The organism is Duganella sp. CF458 (assembly GCF_900113115.1).
GTDB lineage: Bacteria > Pseudomonadota > Gammaproteobacteria > Burkholderiales > Burkholderiaceae_D > Rugamonas.
Genome location: NZ_FOOF01000009.1, coordinates 48,436 through 64,466 on the forward strand (window position 1 = coordinate 48,436; position 16,031 = coordinate 64,466).

The 16,031-nt window shown below is 61.2% G+C and carries 19 protein-coding genes; 9 read left to right on the forward strand and 10 right to left on the reverse strand.

Annotated elements, in window-relative coordinates; all coding sequences use genetic code 11:
- Positions 1 to 7 precede the first annotated feature (7 nt).
- Both BM269_RS14990 and BM269_RS14995 read left to right on the forward strand, forming a co-directional pair.
- Positions 8 to 1,093, forward strand: a complete 1,086-nt coding sequence (locus BM269_RS14990) for an enoyl-CoA hydratase/isomerase family protein (RefSeq protein ID WP_090438111.1) — start codon at positions 8 to 10, stop codon at positions 1,091 to 1,093.
- Positions 1,090 to 1,551, forward strand: coding sequence for an Lrp/AsnC family transcriptional regulator (locus tag BM269_RS14995; protein WP_090438714.1), 462 nt, complete (start codon positions 1,090 to 1,092; stop codon positions 1,549 to 1,551). The genes BM269_RS14990 and BM269_RS14995 overlap by 4 nt, the downstream gene beginning before the upstream one ends.
- 59 nt (positions 1,552 to 1,610) lie before the next feature.
- On the opposite strand, the gene BM269_RS15000 is transcribed toward BM269_RS14995, so the two are convergent.
- Genes BM269_RS15000 through BM269_RS15015 form a run of 4 tightly spaced genes read right to left on the reverse strand, consistent with a single transcriptional unit; the run spans position 1,611 to position 3,150 of the window.
- Entirely contained in the window at positions 1,611 to 2,150 is a 540-nt protein-coding gene (locus BM269_RS15000) for a metal-dependent hydrolase (RefSeq protein WP_090438115.1), read from the reverse strand.
- 13 nt (positions 2,151 to 2,163) lie between these two features.
- Positions 2,164 to 2,457 (reverse strand): DUF7674 family protein, encoded by a 294-nt coding sequence (locus BM269_RS15005; RefSeq protein ID WP_090438118.1) that lies wholly within the window; start codon positions 2,455 to 2,457, stop codon positions 2,164 to 2,166.
- Entirely contained in the window at positions 2,457 to 2,786 is a 330-nt protein-coding gene (locus BM269_RS15010; RefSeq protein WP_139232750.1) for a hypothetical protein, read from the reverse strand. Before BM269_RS15010 ends, BM269_RS15005 begins: the two co-directional genes overlap by 1 nt.
- A 40-nt stretch (positions 2,787 to 2,826) precedes the next feature.
- A complete protein-coding gene (locus BM269_RS15015) occupies positions 2,827 to 3,150 on the reverse strand; it encodes a hypothetical protein (RefSeq protein WP_090438123.1) in 324 nt (107 codons plus the stop codon).
- Between the two features lie 112 nt (positions 3,151 to 3,262).
- Between BM269_RS15015 and BM269_RS15020 the strand changes: the two genes are divergently transcribed.
- Positions 3,263 to 3,637 (forward strand): VOC family protein, encoded by a 375-nt coding sequence (locus tag BM269_RS15020; RefSeq protein ID WP_090438126.1) that lies wholly within the window; start codon positions 3,263 to 3,265, stop codon positions 3,635 to 3,637.
- 78 nt (positions 3,638 to 3,715) lie between these two features.
- A complete protein-coding gene (locus BM269_RS15025) occupies positions 3,716 to 4,210 on the forward strand; it encodes an arsinothricin resistance N-acetyltransferase ArsN1 family B (RefSeq protein ID WP_090438130.1) in 495 nt (164 codons plus the stop codon).
- A 5-nt stretch (positions 4,211 to 4,215) separates the two neighbouring features.
- Here BM269_RS15025 and rapZ read toward each other — a convergent pair whose 3' ends face one another.
- The 5 genes from rapZ to ilvA all read right to left on the reverse strand — a co-directional run bounded on the left by rapZ (position 4,216) and on the right by ilvA (position 9,104).
- Positions 4,216 to 5,079: an RNase adapter RapZ gene (gene rapZ, locus BM269_RS15030; RefSeq protein WP_090438133.1), complete on the reverse strand. Its 864-nt coding sequence runs from the start codon at positions 5,077 to 5,079 to the stop codon at positions 4,216 to 4,218.
- 26 nt (positions 5,080 to 5,105) lie between these two features.
- Positions 5,106 to 6,041 carry an HPr(Ser) kinase/phosphatase gene (hprK, locus tag BM269_RS15035; RefSeq protein WP_090438136.1) on the reverse strand — a complete coding sequence of 312 codons (936 nt, stop codon included), beginning with the start codon at positions 6,039 to 6,041 and terminating at the stop codon, positions 5,106 to 5,108.
- Between the two features lie 2 nt (positions 6,042 to 6,043).
- Positions 6,044 to 6,526: a PTS sugar transporter subunit IIA gene (locus BM269_RS15040; RefSeq protein ID WP_028101575.1), complete on the reverse strand. Its 483-nt coding sequence runs from the start codon at positions 6,524 to 6,526 to the stop codon at positions 6,044 to 6,046.
- 95 nt (positions 6,527 to 6,621) lie between these two features.
- Entirely contained in the window at positions 6,622 to 7,455 is an 834-nt protein-coding gene (gene queF, locus BM269_RS15045) for an NADPH-dependent 7-cyano-7-deazaguanine reductase QueF (RefSeq protein WP_090438139.1), read from the reverse strand.
- Positions 7,456 to 7,571: 116 nt separating this feature from the next.
- Entirely contained in the window at positions 7,572 to 9,104 is a 1,533-nt protein-coding gene (ilvA, locus tag BM269_RS15050; protein ID WP_090438141.1) for a threonine ammonia-lyase, biosynthetic, read from the reverse strand.
- A gap of 138 nt (positions 9,105 to 9,242) precedes the next feature.
- On the opposite strand from ilvA, the gene BM269_RS15055 reads away from it, so the two are divergent.
- The 4 genes from BM269_RS15055 to BM269_RS15070 all read left to right on the forward strand — a co-directional run bounded on the left by BM269_RS15055 (position 9,243) and on the right by BM269_RS15070 (position 14,803).
- On the forward strand, positions 9,243 to 9,737 hold the full coding sequence (locus tag BM269_RS15055; RefSeq protein WP_090438144.1) for a YqaA family protein: 495 nt from the start codon (positions 9,243 to 9,245) through the stop codon (positions 9,735 to 9,737).
- Positions 9,738 to 9,945: 208 nt separating this feature from the next.
- Positions 9,946 to 13,956 (forward strand): DUF3683 domain-containing protein, encoded by a 4,011-nt coding sequence (locus tag BM269_RS15060; protein ID WP_090438147.1) that lies wholly within the window; start codon positions 9,946 to 9,948, stop codon positions 13,954 to 13,956.
- Positions 13,953 to 14,387 carry an HIT family protein gene (locus tag BM269_RS15065; RefSeq protein ID WP_090438150.1) on the forward strand — a complete coding sequence of 145 codons (435 nt, stop codon included), beginning with the start codon at positions 13,953 to 13,955 and terminating at the stop codon, positions 14,385 to 14,387. Before BM269_RS15060 ends, BM269_RS15065 begins: the two co-directional genes overlap by 4 nt.
- Positions 14,384 to 14,803, forward strand: coding sequence for a gamma-butyrobetaine hydroxylase family protein (locus BM269_RS15070; protein ID WP_090438153.1), 420 nt, complete (start codon positions 14,384 to 14,386; stop codon positions 14,801 to 14,803). Before BM269_RS15065 ends, BM269_RS15070 begins: the two co-directional genes overlap by 4 nt.
- Positions 14,804 to 14,907: 104 nt before the next feature.
- Here BM269_RS15070 and BM269_RS15075 read toward each other — a convergent pair whose 3' ends face one another.
- Positions 14,908 to 15,156 (reverse strand): hypothetical protein, encoded by a 249-nt coding sequence (locus BM269_RS15075; RefSeq protein WP_028101568.1) that lies wholly within the window; start codon positions 15,154 to 15,156, stop codon positions 14,908 to 14,910.
- A gap of 133 nt (positions 15,157 to 15,289) precedes the next feature.
- Here BM269_RS15075 and ubiE point away from each other — a divergent pair, with 133 nt between their 5' ends.
- A complete protein-coding gene (ubiE, locus tag BM269_RS15080) occupies positions 15,290 to 16,024 on the forward strand; it encodes a bifunctional demethylmenaquinone methyltransferase/2-methoxy-6-polyprenyl-1,4-benzoquinol methylase UbiE (RefSeq protein WP_090438156.1) in 735 nt (244 codons plus the stop codon).
- Positions 16,025 to 16,031: the final 7 nt, after the last annotated feature.

Here is a 16,031-nt window from a genome sequence, read left to right on the forward strand (position 1 = left end):
TATTTGCATGAGCGAATACGTCCACACCCACATCTCCAACGGCACCGGCTTCATCACGCTGGACCGCCCGAAAGCCCTCAATTCACTATCCCTCGACATGGTGCGCGCGATGACGCAGGCGCTGCTGGAGTGGCGCGACGATGCTGCGGTGGCGGCCGTCGTAGTGCGCAGCACCAGCGAACGCGCGCTGTGCGCGGGCGGCGACATCCGCTTCTTCTACGACGTCGGCCGCGCCAATACGCAAGGCGATAGCGCGCTACTGGAAGACTTCTTCACCGAGGAATATGCGCTGAACCATGTGATCCATTTCTACCCCAAGCCGTACGTGGCGCTGATGGATGGCGTGGTGATGGGTGGCGGCATGGGCATCGCCCAGGGCGGGCCCGACTGCGGCGTGCGCATCGTCACCGGCCGTACCAAGATGGCGATGCCCGAAGTGAATATCGGCCTGTTCCCGGACGTGGGCGGCAGCCATTTCCTGTCGCACGCGCCAGGGCAGCTCGGCATGTGGCTCGGGCTGACCGGCCTGACGGTCGGCGCGGCCGATGCGCTCTACCTCGACCTGGCCGACTACTTCGTGCCGGAGACCGAACTGGCCGGCCTGGCCGCGTTGTGCGCGTCCACGCCCGGCAAGTCACTGCGCGATGCGCTCGCCGTGTTTGCAGGACCGCACAACGCCTTTGCCGGCGACAGCGAGCTGGAAGCGCAGCGCGCCCTGATCGACAAGCATTTCTCGGCGGGCTCGGTGCCCGCCATCATGAAGTCGCTGCGCGGCGACAGCACGCCGTTCGCGCAGAAATCGCTGAAGGCCATGGAACTGCGATCGCCATTGATGATGAGCGTGACCCACGAGCTGCTGAAGCGCGGTGCGACGCTGGGCGTATCCGATTGCCTGCGCATGGAACGCAACCTGGTGCGCCGCAACTTCGAGCACGGCGAAATCTTCGAAGGCGTGCGCGCGCTGGTGGTCGACAAGGACAACCAGCCGAAGTGGAATCCCGCCACCCTGGCCGAAGTCACGCCCGCCATGGTGGAGCGCTTCTTCGAACCATGCTGGCCGGCTTGGGCGCATCCTTTGCGGCACCTCGCATGAGGGAGTTGGACCGGATTGACCGCAGCATCCTCAATATCCTGCAAGAGGATGCCAGCACGCCCCTGCGCGAAATCGCGGAGCGCGTGCATTCATCGGTCGCGACTTGCCAGCGCCGCATCGAGAGGCTGCGTGCCGACGGCGTGCTGGTGAAGGCGGTCGCGCTGGTTGACCGCGCGCTGGCGGGGCGGCCGCTGACGGTATTCGTGTCGGTCGAACTGGAGAAGCAGAATACCGACATCCTCAAGCAGTTCGAGCATCGCATGCGCTCCGAGCCGGAGGTGATGTCCTGCTATGAGGTGGCCGGCGAGTTCGACTTCCACCTGATCGTCACGGTGGAATCGATGGAAGAATACAGCGCCTTCACGCGCCGCGTGTTCACCTCCCACCACAACGTCATCAACGTGAAAAGCCTGTTCGCCATGAACTGTTCCAAGTTCGAGACTAAACTGACGCTTTAGCGGTTATGGGAGGCGGTGGGGGGGCTATGCGAGCGGACGGCCGATAAATCACGAATGAGTTACGCCTGCGCGCCGCGTACATGCCGACGCGTGGCTAGCGCGGTCAACATCAATGCAGTGCAGGGCAGCCAGACCCAGAGGAGTTCAGACTTGATGACCGTTAGACCGGCGGGGCCAAGGAAACGGTTCAAGGTCAACGGCGATACACGGATAAACTGGACCGGGAAGAAATGTCGCTGGTCGGAGAACGGCCACCAGATAGCGGCACCAAGGCCGCCTGTCGTCAGCATGTCGAGCACGGGATGCGAAACGCAGGCGATCGAAACGAATGCCATGGCAACCCAGCGTTTTGTATTCAGCCACGGTGCGGCAAGCGCCGCCAGCATTCCTAATGCCAGTGCAAAGACCAGCGAATGCGATGCGCCGCGATGGCCAAGCTGGTTCGCGTATTCGATCCCGAGCTTGAAAGCGATGACGTCCAAGTCGGGCACGATGGACGCAACCATGCCGGCCAGCAGCAGCCTGCGTGAAATGCGGTTTGGACCAAGGACAACGCCAAGTGCCAGCGGAATCGCCGGGTGAGTCAGAATAGTGGGCATGATGCAGAAGAACTTAAATTGGAGGCTTGTTGTGAAAGCCTTCGTACAGTGCCTGTAGCGGCGGCAGCTTGTCCCAGTACGCCGCTGCCTTGGCCGGTGGCACTTGCCAGAACAGGTTTTCGACAAACGATACGTCGATGCACTGGCTGACCTCTTCGCTGGCAGACGGGAAGACGTTGGTGACGAACTTAAAGAACTCAGAACATTCGACCAGAGAGTCCTCCCGTCTCATGTCCTCTTTGAGCGCATCGGCTGCGCTATCGAACCAGTCATAAAGATCTGCCGCGGGAGGTGAATTGGTCTGCATTACTCTTTGGGACAGTCGACCGGTGGCAAGGGGCCGAATACGACCTCGGAGTCAGCCGGACCGGAAGTCTGCAGGATATAGACGACTTTCGCTGCGCTGTCGACGTACATCATGTGCGCCCGGCCGCCAGGCACCATGCCGGGCGAATTGAGCGTCATGTGACGCGTATCGCGCAGCTTCTCCGGAAGCGTTGGCACGGTAGGCCATTTTTCGCGGGTGCCGGAGGGTGACACGAAGCTGGCGTAGTGCGCAGCCGTGCAACGCCAGATTGGTTCCGGCTCGATGGGTGCAGCGCCCAGCGCTGCTGCAAGCAGTAATGAGATCGCCATATGCAGATAATAGATCAAAAATCCGGCGCCGAATTAAATTTCACTCCAACTCTTTGATGCGCTGCGGGATCAGGTCCATCTTGCCTTCAGTGTTGAACTCATCACAGCGATCCGCGATTATCCGCTCTGGCCCACGCTCTTTGGCGAAGTAAAGCTTCTCGCAGTCGCAGCGCAGGCGGGCCTTGAGCTTCCTGCCCTTCCTGAGTTCGGCGGTCCAGCAAGAGTCGGCGCAGCCGCAAGATTGATAGGTCAGCACTTCCCCGGGACGGTTCCAGTCGAGTTCGAACCTGGCGTGTTGGCCTGCGGCTTTCGCTGGTTGGAGCACCAGCAGCGTTGCGATAGCAATGAGGGCTAAGAGCTTCATGGCGAAATGCTAACACGGCATGGGAAAATTTCCCGCCGCCTTGCGCGAAATCGGGAAATCGTTTCGCGCGGACTGCCTAAGATGATCGCTCGTTGTTTGATAGGAGAGCATCATGATTGACCACGTATCCATTGCCACCCATGACCTGCCGCGCGCGGTGGAATTTTATACAGCCTGCCTGGAGCCGCTTGGCTACAGCGTGCAGCACCAGGACGACAAGCAGGCCATCTTCGGCGCCGACGGCCACTGGGCTTTCGCCATCTACCCGGCACAAGGCGAGGCACCCCTGGTGGGCCAGCGCGGGCACATCGCCATCAAGTCGCCATCGCAACTGGCGACGCACGCCTTCCACGCCAACGCCATGGCGCAAGGCGCGGCATCGCTGCGTACGCCGGGGCTGCGTCCGGATGTCAATGAGCGCTATTTTGGGACGATGATCACCGATCCGGACCAGCATACGATCGAAGTGGTGCACTGGCTGGACTAATTTGGTGCAAGGGGCCGGCCGGCGGCTGGCCCGCATCTTGCAGTAACGCTTGGGTCATCCACTTTATTCAAGCGCTCAATGACCACCATACGCTCAGCCCACCCGGCCGATGCCGCAGCCATCGCTGCAATCTACAACCACTACGTCGCAACCACCGCCATCACGTTTGAAGAGGCCGAAGTCGGCATCGACGAGATGGCCAACCGCATCACGAGAGTCATTTCATCCAAGCTGCCATGGCTGGTGCTGGAGCAGGACGGAAAAGTCCTCGGCTATGTCTACGCCAGCAAATGGAAGGAACGCTCCGCCTATCGCTTCTCGGTCGAGAGCTCGATTTACCTGCACCAGGACGTGCGCGGTAAAGGCTTTGCCCGCAGGCTATACCAGCATTTGTTCAATCTGCTGCGCCAAAGCGGCGTGCACCTGGTGATTGGCGGCGTCGCGCTGCCAAATGAGGCCAGCGTCGGTCTGCACGAGAAGATGGGCTTCCAGCCGGTCGGCGCCTTCAAGGAAGTCGGCCGCAAGTTCGGGCGCTGGATCGACGTCGGCTACTGGCAGCTTAGGCTGGAATAATCGGTCTACGATTGCTCGCGGTGACGCAGCACCACGGTCTCGGTCGGTGCGAAGTGGCGCGCCAGGCGCTCGGCCATGTACACGGAGCGGTGCTGGCCGCCGGTGCAGCCGACAGCAACGGTCAGGTAGGAACGGTTGTCGCGCTTGAAGTGCGGCAGCCATTTGGCGACGAAGCCTTTGATATCCTGGAACATCTCTTCCGCACTTTCCTGTGCATCGAGGAAGGCGATCACCGGTGCGTCGCGGCCGTTCAATGGACGCAGCGTGAGGTCGTAGTACGGATTGGGAATCGCGCGCACGTCGAACACGAAGTCGGCATCGAGCGGCACGCCGACCTTGAAGGCGAAGGACTCGAAGAACAGCGTCAGCGGCGCGTTCTCGCTGTGCACCAGGTCCTTGACCCAGGCGCGCAGTTTGTTGGCGTTCATCTCCGATGTATCGATCACGTGGCCAAGCTGCTGGATGGCAGACAGGCGTTCGCGTTCTTCGGCGATGCATTCGATCAGGGTGCGGCGTGCCGCAGGATTCTCGCCAGGAGCCAGTTCGTGCGACAGCGGGTGGCTGCGGCGGGTTTCGGAGAAGCGCGCCACCAGCGAATGGGTGTTCGCCGTGAGGAAGATCACCTTTACATCGTGGCCGTCCTCTTTCAGCTTGCGGTATTCGCCGGGCAGGCTGGCAAGGCTGGAGGCGCTGCGCGCATCGACCGCAACGGCCAATGCATCCGTTCCTTCGATCGCGAGGCGGTTGATCAGGTCTGGCAGCAGTGCCGGGGGCAGGTTGTCGACGCAGTAGTAGCCGATGTCTTCAAGAACATTCAGCGCAACTGATTTGCCGGAGCCGGAGATGCCGGTGAGTAGGACGATTCGCATGCGACCGATAGTACCATTAGTCCGTATCAGTCGCCTGACATAGCCTGGCGTTGGCGCTCCATGAATTCCTGCAGCGTGTCGATGCCGCGCAATTGCAGGATGGTGTTACGCACCGCAGCTTCCAGCAGAACCGCGATATTGCGGCCGGCTGCAACGGGGATCACGACCTTGCGTACCGGAAGCCCCAGCACGTCTTCGGTCGGGAATTGGAACGGCAGGCGTTCCACTTCCTCTTCCAGCGCAGAGCGGCGCACCAGGTGCACGATCAGCTTCAGGCGCATCTTGCGGCGCACGGCGGTCTCGCCGAAGATCGCCTTGATGTCGAGCAGGCCCAGGCCGCGCACTTCCAACAGGTTTTGCAGCAGCGGCGGACAGCGGCCTTCGATCATGTTCGGCGCGATGCGCGCGAACTCCACCGCATCGTCGGCCACCAGGCCGTGCGAGCGTGAAATCAATTCAAGGCCCAGCTCGGATTTGCCGAGGCCGGAGTCGCCGGTAATCAGCACGCCCACGCCCAGCACGTCCATGAACACGCCGTGCATGATGATGCGTTGCGCCAGCTTCTTCGACAGGTAGACGCGCAGGAAGTCGATCACCTGTGCGGCCGGCAGCGGCGTGGAGAACAGCGGGATATTCTTTTCATCGCAGATCGCCAGGATGTCCGGCGGCGTCTCCAGGCCCTGCGCAATGATCAGCGCCGGCGGGCCGCCCGCGATCAGTTCACCGATCACGTGGGCGCGCGTCAGCGATTTGAGGCGCTGGTAGTAATTGATTTCCTGGTGGCCGAACACCTGGATACGTCCAGGGTGAATCGTATTCAAGTGGCCAACCTGGTCGGCCGCCGAAGCGACGTCGCCGGAGATCAGGCGCTCGCCGCCGGGAAAGCCGGCGAACCATCCCAGTTGCAGGGTTTCGCGATTGTCGTCGTACAGTCTCTGGATCGTCAGCGGCGTTTGCAGCATGTTCAACCCGCCGCCTGCAGGCTAGGCTGCCAGTTGACGATGCGGCTGTAGACCGATTTCGGGTCCGGGTCTTCCGTCAGGGCCTGGCGGAAGGCGTCGTCCGAGAACATTTCCGCGATCTCGGACAGGATTTCGAGGTGCTGCTGCGTCACGTGGTCAGGAATGAGCAGGAAGAACAGCAGGTTGACGGGCTTGCCGTCGGGCGACTCGAATGGAATCGGTTCGGCCAGGCGGACGAAGGCGGCCAAGGGCGCCTTCAGGCTCTTGGAACCCTTGATGCGCCCGTGCGGTACAGCGACGCCGTGACCGAGGCCCGTGGAGCCCAGCCGTTCACGCGCGAACAGGTTGTCCGATACGGTGGAGCGAGCGATGCCGCAGTTGTTCTCAAAGATCAGGCCGGCTTGCTCGAAGGCGCGCTTTTTGCTGGAGACTTCCAGGTCAAGCTGGACGTTCTCTAGCGAAAGGATTTTGCTCAGGTTATTCATGACGCGACATTTATGTGCTTTGCGAGCGCATTATAGGCTTGTTTCTCAGCCGTGTAACTCGAAATTCACGCAATGTTTCCACGCGGAAAAGTCTGCTACTGGCGGGCGTTGCGCGCATTGGACGGCCGCTGGGCACTACTAAAGTTGGTGCGCCAGGGGTTGATATCAAGGCCGCCTCGACGGGTATACCGCGCATACACCGTCAAATGTTGCGGCTTGCACTGGCGCATGATGTCGCTAAAGATGCGTTCCACGCATTGCTCGTGGAACTCATTATGTTCGCGGAAACCGATCAGGTATTTGAGCAGGCTTTCCTGGTCGATCTGCGGGCCGTAGTAGCTGATCTGCACGGTTCCCCAGTCGGGCTGGCCGGTCACCAGGCAGTTCGATTTCAGCAAGTGGGACACCAGGGTTTCCTCCACCGGCAATTCGTCGAAGTTCGCCTTCAGGGTTTCCGGCTGCGGGGAGTAGTTGTCGACGTCGATGTCGAGGCGGTCCAGCAGCTGCCCTTCCAACTCGCCCATTTCCAGTTTTTCGAAGTCTTCCTGCATGGTCAGGGTGACGTGCACGCTCGCGCCGGCGGCGGCGGACAGGTCTTGCTGCAGCAGGATTTTCAGCGCGTCAGGGCCGGCCAGTTTGGTCTGGTTGAAGGAATTGAGGTAAAGCTTGAAAGATTTAGATTCGATCAAGTTGGGCGAATCGGCCGGGATGGTGAAGCGGGCTAGCGCCACTTGCGGTTTGCCGCGCATGTTCAGCCAGGACAGCTCGTAGCCGTTCCAGATATCCACGCCGAAAAAGGGCAGGGTGCCTTTCAGGCCCAACTCGTCGCGCTTGGCCTGGCGCGGGATCGGGAACAGCAGTTCCGGCGCGTAGTCGGTGCGGTAAGCGGAGGTTTTGCCGAGGGGGGATTGTTCTGGAAGGTTGGACATGGGCGGACTTCGTTTTGCGGGACAGTCTGCCAGTTTACCTGAAACCGCTAATTCGGGGTCCGACCCGCAGACAGTGCCTGGCCCTGTGAGCCAGACACTGGACTGGTTTAACGGTTTCAGAGGAACAGCTTGTACACCGGATTCTGCGACTCATCCCAATAGCGATAGCCCAAGGTGGCCAGGAACTGCGCAAACTTATCCATATCCTGTGCCGGCACCTGCAAGCCGATCAGGATGCGCCCCACATCACCGCCCTGCGAGCGGTAATGGCACAAGGAGATATTCCACTCCGGCGCCATCGAATCCAGGAAGCGCATCAGTGCACCAGGGCGCTCCGGGAATTCAAAGCGGTACAGCAACTCATCCTTCGCCAGCACGCTCTTGCCGCCAACCAGGTGGCGCAAGTGCGACTTGGCCAGTTCATCGTGCGTCAAGTCCAGCGTCTTGAAGTTGTTCTCTTCAAAGCGCCGCGCGATCAACGAAGACTCGCTGCGATCGGCGATCTGCACGCCGACAAATACGTGCGCCTGTTCCTGGTCGCTGATACGGTAGTTGAACTCCGTCACATTGCGCGGGCCCACCAGGCTGCAGAAGCGCTTGAATGAGCCGCGTTGTTCCGGCATCGTCACTGCGAATACCGCTTCACGCGATTCGCCCAGCTCCGCGCGTTCCGCGACAAAGCGCAGGCGGTCGAAGTTCATATTGGCGCCGCTGCAGATGGTGACCAGCGCTTCGTCGCGCACCGGGTACTTGCCCATCTCGGCGCGTTCGACATAAGCCTTGGCGCCGGCAACCGCCAGCGCGCCGGAAGGCTCCAGGATCGAGCGCGTATCGGTGAACACGTCCTTGATCGCCGCGCAGATCGCATCGGTATCGACCACGATCACTTCATCGACAAACTGCTGCGCGAGGCGGAAGGTCTCTTCGCCCACCAGGCGTACCGCGGTACCGTCGGCGAACAGGCCGACATCGGACAAGGTCACGCGTTCGCCCGCCTTGATGGAGCGGCCCATCGCATCCGAATCCATGGTTTGCACACCGATGACCTTGATATCCGGTCGCAGCTGCTTCACATAGGCAGCGACGCCGGCAATCAGGCCGCCGCCGCCGATCGGCACGAAGATCGCGTGGATCGGGCCGGAATGCTGGCGCAGGATTTCCATGGCAATCGTGCCTTGGCCGGCGATCACTTCCGGATCGTCGAACGGATGCACGAACGTCAGCTTCTGCTCTTTTTCAAGTTGCAGGGCGTGATTGTAGGCGTCCGTATAGGACTCGCCATGCAGCACCACTTCCACGCTGGCGCCGCCGCGGCGACGCACGGATTCAACTTTCAGGAGCGGGGTGGTGGCAGGCATGACGATCAGGGCGCGGCAACCGAGTTTGGCTGCGGACAGGGCCACGCCCTGCGCATGGTTGCCGGCCGAGGCGCAAATGACGCCGCGCTTCAATTGCGCGTCGCTCAGATTCGCCATCTTGTTGTAAGCGCCGCGTACCTTGAAGCTAAAGACGTCCTGCATGTCCTCGCGCTTGAAGTAAATTTGGTTGCCGATTCGTTGCGAGAGAATCGGGGCCAGTTCGAGCGGGGTTTCATGGGCCACGTCATAGACGCGGGAGGTCAGGATTTTCTTCAGGTAGTCGATAGTCATGATTTGCAAGAGTAAAGGTGTGGTGCAAAGACTGACAACGGCGGGTAACCGAAGGAGGTGCACGCCTGCCGTGCGGGTATGCGGGAGGCAGGATGTCTAACGTGCTTTGAGCTTGGTACGGATGATTATAATTGACCCATGATTGAAAACGCTATTCGCTGGCTGCTGGACCTTATTGCGGCGCCAGAAGTGGGGCTGACGTCGGTCTTTATCATCAGTTTCGTCTCTGCCACACTGGTACCCCTGGGCTCGGAGCCTGCCGTCTTTGCCGTCTGTAAAGCCAACCCTGAATTGTTCTGGCCGGCCATTGCGGTCGCCACGCTGGGCAACACGCTGGGCGGGATCGTTGATTACTGGATCGGTTATTACGCCAAGAAAGCCTTCGCCAAGGAACGTTCGAGCCGCTGGTTCGGCTGGCTTGCGCACCATGGGGCCAAGACCATGCTGCTGTCCTGGGTGCCGGGCATCGGCGATCCCCTGTGCACGCTGGGTGGCTGGCTCAAGCTGCCGTTCTGGCCGTCGGTCATGTACATGGCGATCGGTAAACTGGCGCGCTACCTGACCATGACTTCCCTGTTGTTGTATGTGCCGGATGGCTTCTGGCGCTCATTGGCCAACGCGTTGGGCGGATAAACATTCCGCATAGCAGCATGGATGCAAAATTTCAGCACGGAAGAGGGCCTTTGCTGCGAATGAATGGCGGATGTTGTCGTGCAAAACAATACAATATTCCGCTGGTTGACGTTAACGGAACCCCGTTGGCCTCTAAGGCTGTTTCCATCTTGTGCGCCGCAATAAGATAGAATGTTCTGTCCCAGCGTCAGCCCCTCGTCCACGCAATATGAACGCACCAGCTCAAATCCAGGCACTGCTTGCCGAATCGCCCGACGGTCACGCCCCTACCCGCTTGCGGGAAATTCCGTACAACTACACCTCCTTCTCCGATCGCGAAATTGTGATCCGCCTTCTGGGCGAAGAGTCCTGGGCGTTGTTGGACGAACTGCGGGCTTCTCGCCAAACCGGCCGTTCCGCACGCATGCTGTACGAAGTGCTGGGCGATATCTGGGTGGTGCGCCGCAACCCTTATTTGCAGGACGACCTGCTGGATAACCCGAAGCGCCGCCAGGCCCTGATTGACGCGCTGCATCACCGGCTGGCGGAAGTGGACAAGCGCCGCAACACCGTCGACGCGGCTGCCGATGCCGACTCGCAGAAGCGCAGCGGCAATGTGGAGAAGCTGCTGCGCGCAGCAAGCAAGGCGGTGGCCGACTTCGGCGAAGAATTCCGCCAGATGTACGACCTGCGCAAGCGCACGCAGAAGGTACTGGGTAAATACACCGAGAAGCACAATATCTGCTTCGACGGCATGAAGCGCATCACTCACGTGACCGATGCCACCGACTGGCGCGTCGAGTATCCGTTCGTGGTGCTGACCCCGGACAGCGAAGACGAAATGGCCGGCCTGGTAAAAGGCTGTATCGAACTCGGCCTGACCATCATCCCGCGTGGCGGCGGCACCGGCTACACCGGCGGCGCGATTCCGCTGACGCCGCTGTCGGCCGTCATCAACACCGAAAAGCTGCTCAAGCTCGGTGCCGTCGAAATGAAAGTGCTGCCGGGCCTGGAGCGCGAATACGCGACCGTCCATTCGGAAGCGGGCGTCATCACCAACAAGGTCAGCGAAGCGGCCGAGAAGGCCGGATTCGTGTTCGCGGTCGACCCGACGTCGGCCCACGCGTCCTGCATCGGCGGCAATATTGCGATGAACGCGGGCGGCAAGAAGGCCGTGCTGTGGGGCACCGCGCTGGACAACCTGGCGTCATGGCGCATGGTGGATCCGAACGGCGACTGGCTGGAAGTCACGCGCCTGGACCACAACCTGTCCAAGATCCACGACACGCCGCTGGCGCGCTTCAAGCTGGAATGGACGCACCCGAACGGCCGGGGCGAGTCGAAAGGCGAGCCGTTCAGGACCGAGATCCTGGAAATCGAAGGCCGCAAGTTCCGCAAGGAAGGCCTGGGCAAGGACGTCACCGATAAATTCCTGGCCGGCCTGCCTGGCGTGCAGAAAGAGGGTACCGATGGCCTGATCACGTCGGCGCGCTGGATCCTGCACAAGATGCCGAAGTTCACGCGCACCGTCTGCCTGGAGTTCTTCGGCCAGGCACGTGACGCGATCCCGTCGATCGTTGAAATCAAGGATTACCTGGACGGCTTGCCGGCGCAAGGCGAACAATTCAAGACCATCCGCCTGGCAGGCCTGGAACACCTGGACGAGCGCTACCTGCGCGCGGTCGGCTACGCCACCAAGTCCAAGCGCGGCGTGCTGCCGAAGATGGCGCTGTTCGGCGACATCGTCGGTGACGATGAAGGCGCCGTGGCGCTGGCTGCATCCGAAGTGGTGCGCCTGGCGAACACCCGCGTGGGCGAAGGCTTTGTGGCGGTGAGCCCGGAAGCGCGCAAGAAATTCTGGCTGGACCGCGCCCGCACCGCGGCGATTGCGAAGCACACCAACGCTTTCAAGATCAATGAAGACGTGGTGATTCCGCTGAACCGCATGGGCGAATACACCGACGGCATCGAGCGCATCAACATCGAACTGTCGATCAAGAACAAGCTGCAACTGGCGCAGGAACTGCGCGAATTCCTCAGCGCCGACAAGCTCCCGATCGGCAAGAGCGACGACGCCTCCGACGACAAGGTCGGCTACGACGAAATGCTGGGCGACCGCCAGGCGCTGGCGCTGGCGCTGGTGGACCAGGTGCATGCACGTTGGAGCTTCACCCTCGCCAACCTGGACAAGCCGCTGGCCGATGTGCGCGGCAACCTGTTGGCGCTGGGGCTGGAGCACCTGGCCGGCGCGCTGGACGACCGCCTGCAGCACCAGCCGCAAGCGACCCTGTTCGACGTGGCGCAGGACCGCACTGTGCGCATCAGCTGGAAGCAGGAGATCCGCGCGCAGTTGCGCCAGATCTTCAATGGCGGCGCCTACAAGCAGATCCTCGACGAAGCGCAGGCGATCCACAAGCGCGTGCTGCATGGCCGCGTTTTCGTGGCGCTGCACATGCACGCGGGCGACGGCAATGTGCACACCAACCTGCCGGTCAACTCCGACCACTACGAAATGCTGCAGGATGCGCACAAGGCTGTGGCGCGCATCATGAAGCTGGCCAGGTCGCTGAACGGCGTGATCTCGGGCGAGCACGGCATCGGCATCACCAAGCTGGAATTCCTGACCGAAGACGAGATCGGCGAATTCCGCGAGTACAAGAAACGCGTCGACCCTGAAGGCCGCTTCAACAAGGGCAAGCTGCTCAACCTGCCGGGCATGGAAGCGACGCTGCTGAACGCCTACACGCCGTCCTTCGGCCTGATGGGGCACGAGTCGCTGATCATGCAGCAAAGCGATATCGGCGAGATCGCCAACAGCGTCAAGGACTGCCTGCGCTGCGGCAAGTGCAAGCCGGTATGCTCGACCCACGTGCCGCGCGCCAACCTGCTGTACTCGCCGCGCGACAAGATCCTCGCCACCTCGGCGCTGATCGAAGCCTTCCTGTACGAAGAGCAGACCCGCCGCGGCATCTCGATCCGTCACTGGGAAGAGTTCGAAGACGTCAGCGACCACTGCACCGTGTGCCACAAGTGCGCCACCCCGTGCCCGGTGAATATCGACTTCGGCGACGTGTCGATGAATATGCGCAACCTGCTGCGCAAGATGGACAAGCGCTCCTTCAATCCCGGCAAGCGTGCGGCGATGTTCTTCCTGAACGCATCCGACCCTGCCACCATCAATGCCACCCGCCAAACGATGATCGGCTGGGGCTACAAGGCGCAGCGCCTGGGGCACGAGGTGTTCAAGGCCGTGGCGCGCAAGCAGGCCAAGGCACCGCCGCCGACCGTCGGCAAGCCGGCCGTGCGCGAGCAGGTGATCCACTTCGTGAACAAGAAGATGCCGGGCAATCTGCCGAAGAAGACTGCGCGTGCATTGCTGGACATCGAAGACAACAAGATGATCCCGATCATCCGCGATCCAAAGAAGACCAACGCCAATACCGAGGCGGTGTTCTACTTCCCGGGTTGCGGTTCGGAGCGCCTGTTCTCGCAGGTGGGCCTGGCGACGCAGGCCATGCTGTGGGAGGTGGGCGTGCAGACCGTGCTGCCGCCGGGCTACCTGTGCTGCGGCTATCCGCAGCGCGGCGCGGGCGAGTACGACAAGGCCGAGAAGATGATGACGGACAACCGCGTGTTGTTCCACCGCATGGCCAATACGCTGAACTACCTCGATATCAAGACCGTGGTGGTGTCCTGCGGCACCTGTTACGACCAGCTGGCGACGTATGAGTTCGAGAAGATCTTCCCGGGCTGCCGTATCATGGATATCCACGAGTACCTGCTGGAGAAGGGCGTCAAGCTGGAGGGCGTGGAAGGCACCCGCTACATGTACCACGACCCTTGCCACACGCCGATGAAGCAGCAGGATCCGCTGAAGACGGTCAATGCGCTGGTGTCCACGGTCGATAACGTGAAGATCGAGAAGAATGACCGCTGCTGCGGCGAGTCGGGTACTTTTGCTGCCGCGCGTCCCGATATTTCGACCCAGGTCCGCTTTCGCAAGGAGCAGGAGATGGTGTCGGGTGCGGACAAGCTGCGTGCCGACGGCTTCCAGGGCGACGTCAAGATCCTGACTTCCTGCCCATCCTGCATGCAGGGCCTGACCCGCTACAACGACGATTCGGGCACCACTGCCGATTACATTGTGATCGAGATCGCCAAGCACAAGCTGGGTGAAAACTGGCTGGTGGATTATGTGGCGCGTGCCAATGACGGCGGCATCGAAAGGGTGCTGGTATGACGATCAATTGCGACCTGTGCAAGCTGCTGGCCAATCCGCCGGACGACGTGTTGCTGTGGCGTGACGACCGGCTGGCGGTGATCCTGGTCGACGAGCCGGGCTACCCCGGCTACGTGCGCGTGGTGTGGCACCGCCACGTGCGCGAAATGACCGACCTGCCGCCCGCGGACCGCGCCCACGTGATGCAGGCCGTGTGGGCGGTCGAGGAGGCGCAGCGTGCCACCATGTCGCCGCACAAGGTCAATCTCGCCAGCTTCGGCAATATGACGCCGCACGTGCACTGGCATGTGATCCCGCGCTACACTGACGATGCGCATTTCCCGAACCCGACCTGGGGCGCGAAGCAGCGCGAGCACGACCACGCGGCTGTCGCGGCGCGCGCAGCTTTGCTGCCGGCCTTGCGGGCGGCAATCATCGAGAACCTGAAATGAAGAATCCCACCGGACTGACTGTCCACAGCAAATCGCGCTACCTCGAAATTTCCTTCGACGATGGGGTGAGCTTCAACATTCCTTTCGAGCTGCTGCGGGTGTACTCGCCGTCGGCGGAAGTGAAGGGCCATGGGCCGGGCCAGGAAGTGCTGCAAGTCGGCAAGCGCGAGGTTGCCATGACCAATCTCGAACCGGTCGGCAATTATGCCGTGAAGCCGACGTTCGACGATGGCCACAACTCCGGCTTGTTCACCTGGGATTACCTGTACGACCTGGGCGACCGCATGGACCATCATTGGGCCGATTACCTGAAGCGCCTGGAGTCCGCCGGCTTCCCTGGCGACTCCGGCCGCCAGCCCGGCACCGTGCTGCCCGGCGCCGCCGCGAAAGCCCACGGCTGCGGCCATCACCACTGAGTCGCCGCGAGCGCAAGGCGCCGCAGATGGGGGGCGGCGGCTAGCGTGCTGAAGGTGGGAGGTGGCGCGGGCATGGCGGCATGTTGCCGCCATTGAAAGAATGCTTAGTTGACCATCATCTTGCGGCGCTGGAACTCTTCGTAGCGCTGCTGCTCGCGTTCCCAGATGTAGCGGAATGCGGCGCGGGCTTCCGGAGTCAGGCGACGGATGGCCTCAACGTTGAAGGTCATCGGGTGCGGCTCGGCGGACGCCAGTGCGCGCGATTGGGCGCGGGTGGCATCGATGAACTGCTTGGTGGCTTCGTCGATATCCGGGAAAAAAATGTCCGCGGGCAATTTTTGCTGAAGCTCCATCTGAAAATCTCCTAGTAAGACAAATCGTCTGAGCCATAAAACGACTCGTTGAGCATTCTGGTTGACAAGCACTCGCAAAATCTGTGCGCCACCCCACAAATGTATAATGCGGCAATTACAAGGCACCCCCAACATGACCAATACCACCCATTTCGGTTATAAAACCGTCAACGAAGACGAGAAAGTCAAGGAAGTCGCCAAGGTCTTCCATTCCGTCGCCGCCAAGTACGACATCATGAACGACCTGCTGTCCGGCGGCCTGCACCGGATCTGGAAGGCTTTCACCATTGCTAACGCGGCGGTGCGCCCCGGCATGAAGGTGCTCGACATCGCTGGCGGCACCGGCGACCTGGCCAAGGCCTTTGCCAAGGCGGCGGGTTCGACCGGGGAAGTCTGGCTGACCGACATCAACGAATCGATGCTGCGCGTCGGCCGCGATCGTCTCTTGAATAAGGGCCTGGTGACCCCCACCTTGATCTGCGATGCGGAGAAGCTGCCTTTCCCGGACAATTACTTCGACCGTGTCAGCGTGGCGTTCGGCCTGCGCAATATGACGCATAAGGATGTTGCACTTTCCGAAATGCGTCGGGTGCTGAAGCCGGGCGGCAAATTGCTGGTGCTGGAATTCTCGAAAGTGGATCCGGTCTTGCAAAAACCGTATGATTTCTATTCCTTCACGGTGTTGCCGTGGATGGGCCAGAAAGTGGCCAACGATTCGGAGAGCTATCGCTACCTGGCCGAATCGATCCGCATGCACCCCGACCAGGAAACGCTGAAGACCATGATGCAGGCTGCGGGTCTGGAGCGCGTGCAGTACTACAACCTGACGGCAGGTGTGGCCGCTTTACACACTGGTATCAAAATGTGAGACCTCC

Coding starts and splice junctions, on each gene's coding strand:
- BM269_RS15040 (WP_028101575.1), bottom strand. CDS start 6,526: ATGAATAACCTGAGCAAAATCCTTTCGCTAGAGAACGTCCAGCTTGAC.
- hprK (WP_090438136.1), bottom strand. CDS start 6,041: ATGCTGCAAACGCCGCTGACGATCCAGAGACTGTACGACGACAATCGC.
- BM269_RS15010 (WP_139232750.1), bottom strand. CDS start 2,786: ATGGCGATCTCATTACTGCTTGCAGCAGCGCTGGGCGCTGCACCCATC.
- BM269_RS15025 (WP_090438130.1), top strand. CDS start 3,716: ATGACCACCATACGCTCAGCCCACCCGGCCGATGCCGCAGCCATCGCT.
- queF (WP_090438139.1), bottom strand. CDS start 7,455: ATGTCCAACCTTCCAGAACAATCCCCCCTCGGCAAAACCTCCGCTTAC.
- BM269_RS15070 (WP_090438153.1), top strand. CDS start 14,384: ATGAAGAATCCCACCGGACTGACTGTCCACAGCAAATCGCGCTACCTC.
- BM269_RS15005 (WP_090438118.1), bottom strand. CDS start 2,457: ATGCAGACCAATTCACCTCCCGCGGCAGATCTTTATGACTGGTTCGAT.
- ilvA (WP_090438141.1), bottom strand. CDS start 9,104: ATGACTATCGACTACCTGAAGAAAATCCTGACCTCCCGCGTCTATGAC.
- BM269_RS15065 (WP_090438150.1), top strand. CDS start 13,953: ATGACGATCAATTGCGACCTGTGCAAGCTGCTGGCCAATCCGCCGGAC.
- BM269_RS15020 (WP_090438126.1), top strand. CDS start 3,263: ATGATTGACCACGTATCCATTGCCACCCATGACCTGCCGCGCGCGGTG.
- BM269_RS15000 (WP_090438115.1), bottom strand. CDS start 2,150: ATGCCCACTATTCTGACTCACCCGGCGATTCCGCTGGCACTTGGCGTT.
- BM269_RS15015 (WP_090438123.1), bottom strand. CDS start 3,150: ATGAAGCTCTTAGCCCTCATTGCTATCGCAACGCTGCTGGTGCTCCAA.
- BM269_RS15060 (WP_090438147.1), top strand. CDS start 9,946: ATGAACGCACCAGCTCAAATCCAGGCACTGCTTGCCGAATCGCCCGAC.
- ubiE (WP_090438156.1), top strand. CDS start 15,290: ATGACCAATACCACCCATTTCGGTTATAAAACCGTCAACGAAGACGAG.
- BM269_RS14990 (WP_090438111.1), top strand. CDS start 8: ATGAGCGAATACGTCCACACCCACATCTCCAACGGCACCGGCTTCATC.
- BM269_RS14995 (WP_090438714.1), top strand. CDS start 1,090: ATGAGGGAGTTGGACCGGATTGACCGCAGCATCCTCAATATCCTGCAA.
- BM269_RS15075 (WP_028101568.1), bottom strand. CDS start 15,156: ATGGAGCTTCAGCAAAAATTGCCCGCGGACATTTTTTTCCCGGATATC.
- rapZ (WP_090438133.1), bottom strand. CDS start 5,079: ATGCGAATCGTCCTACTCACCGGCATCTCCGGCTCCGGCAAATCAGTT.
- BM269_RS15055 (WP_090438144.1), top strand. CDS start 9,243: ATGATTGAAAACGCTATTCGCTGGCTGCTGGACCTTATTGCGGCGCCA.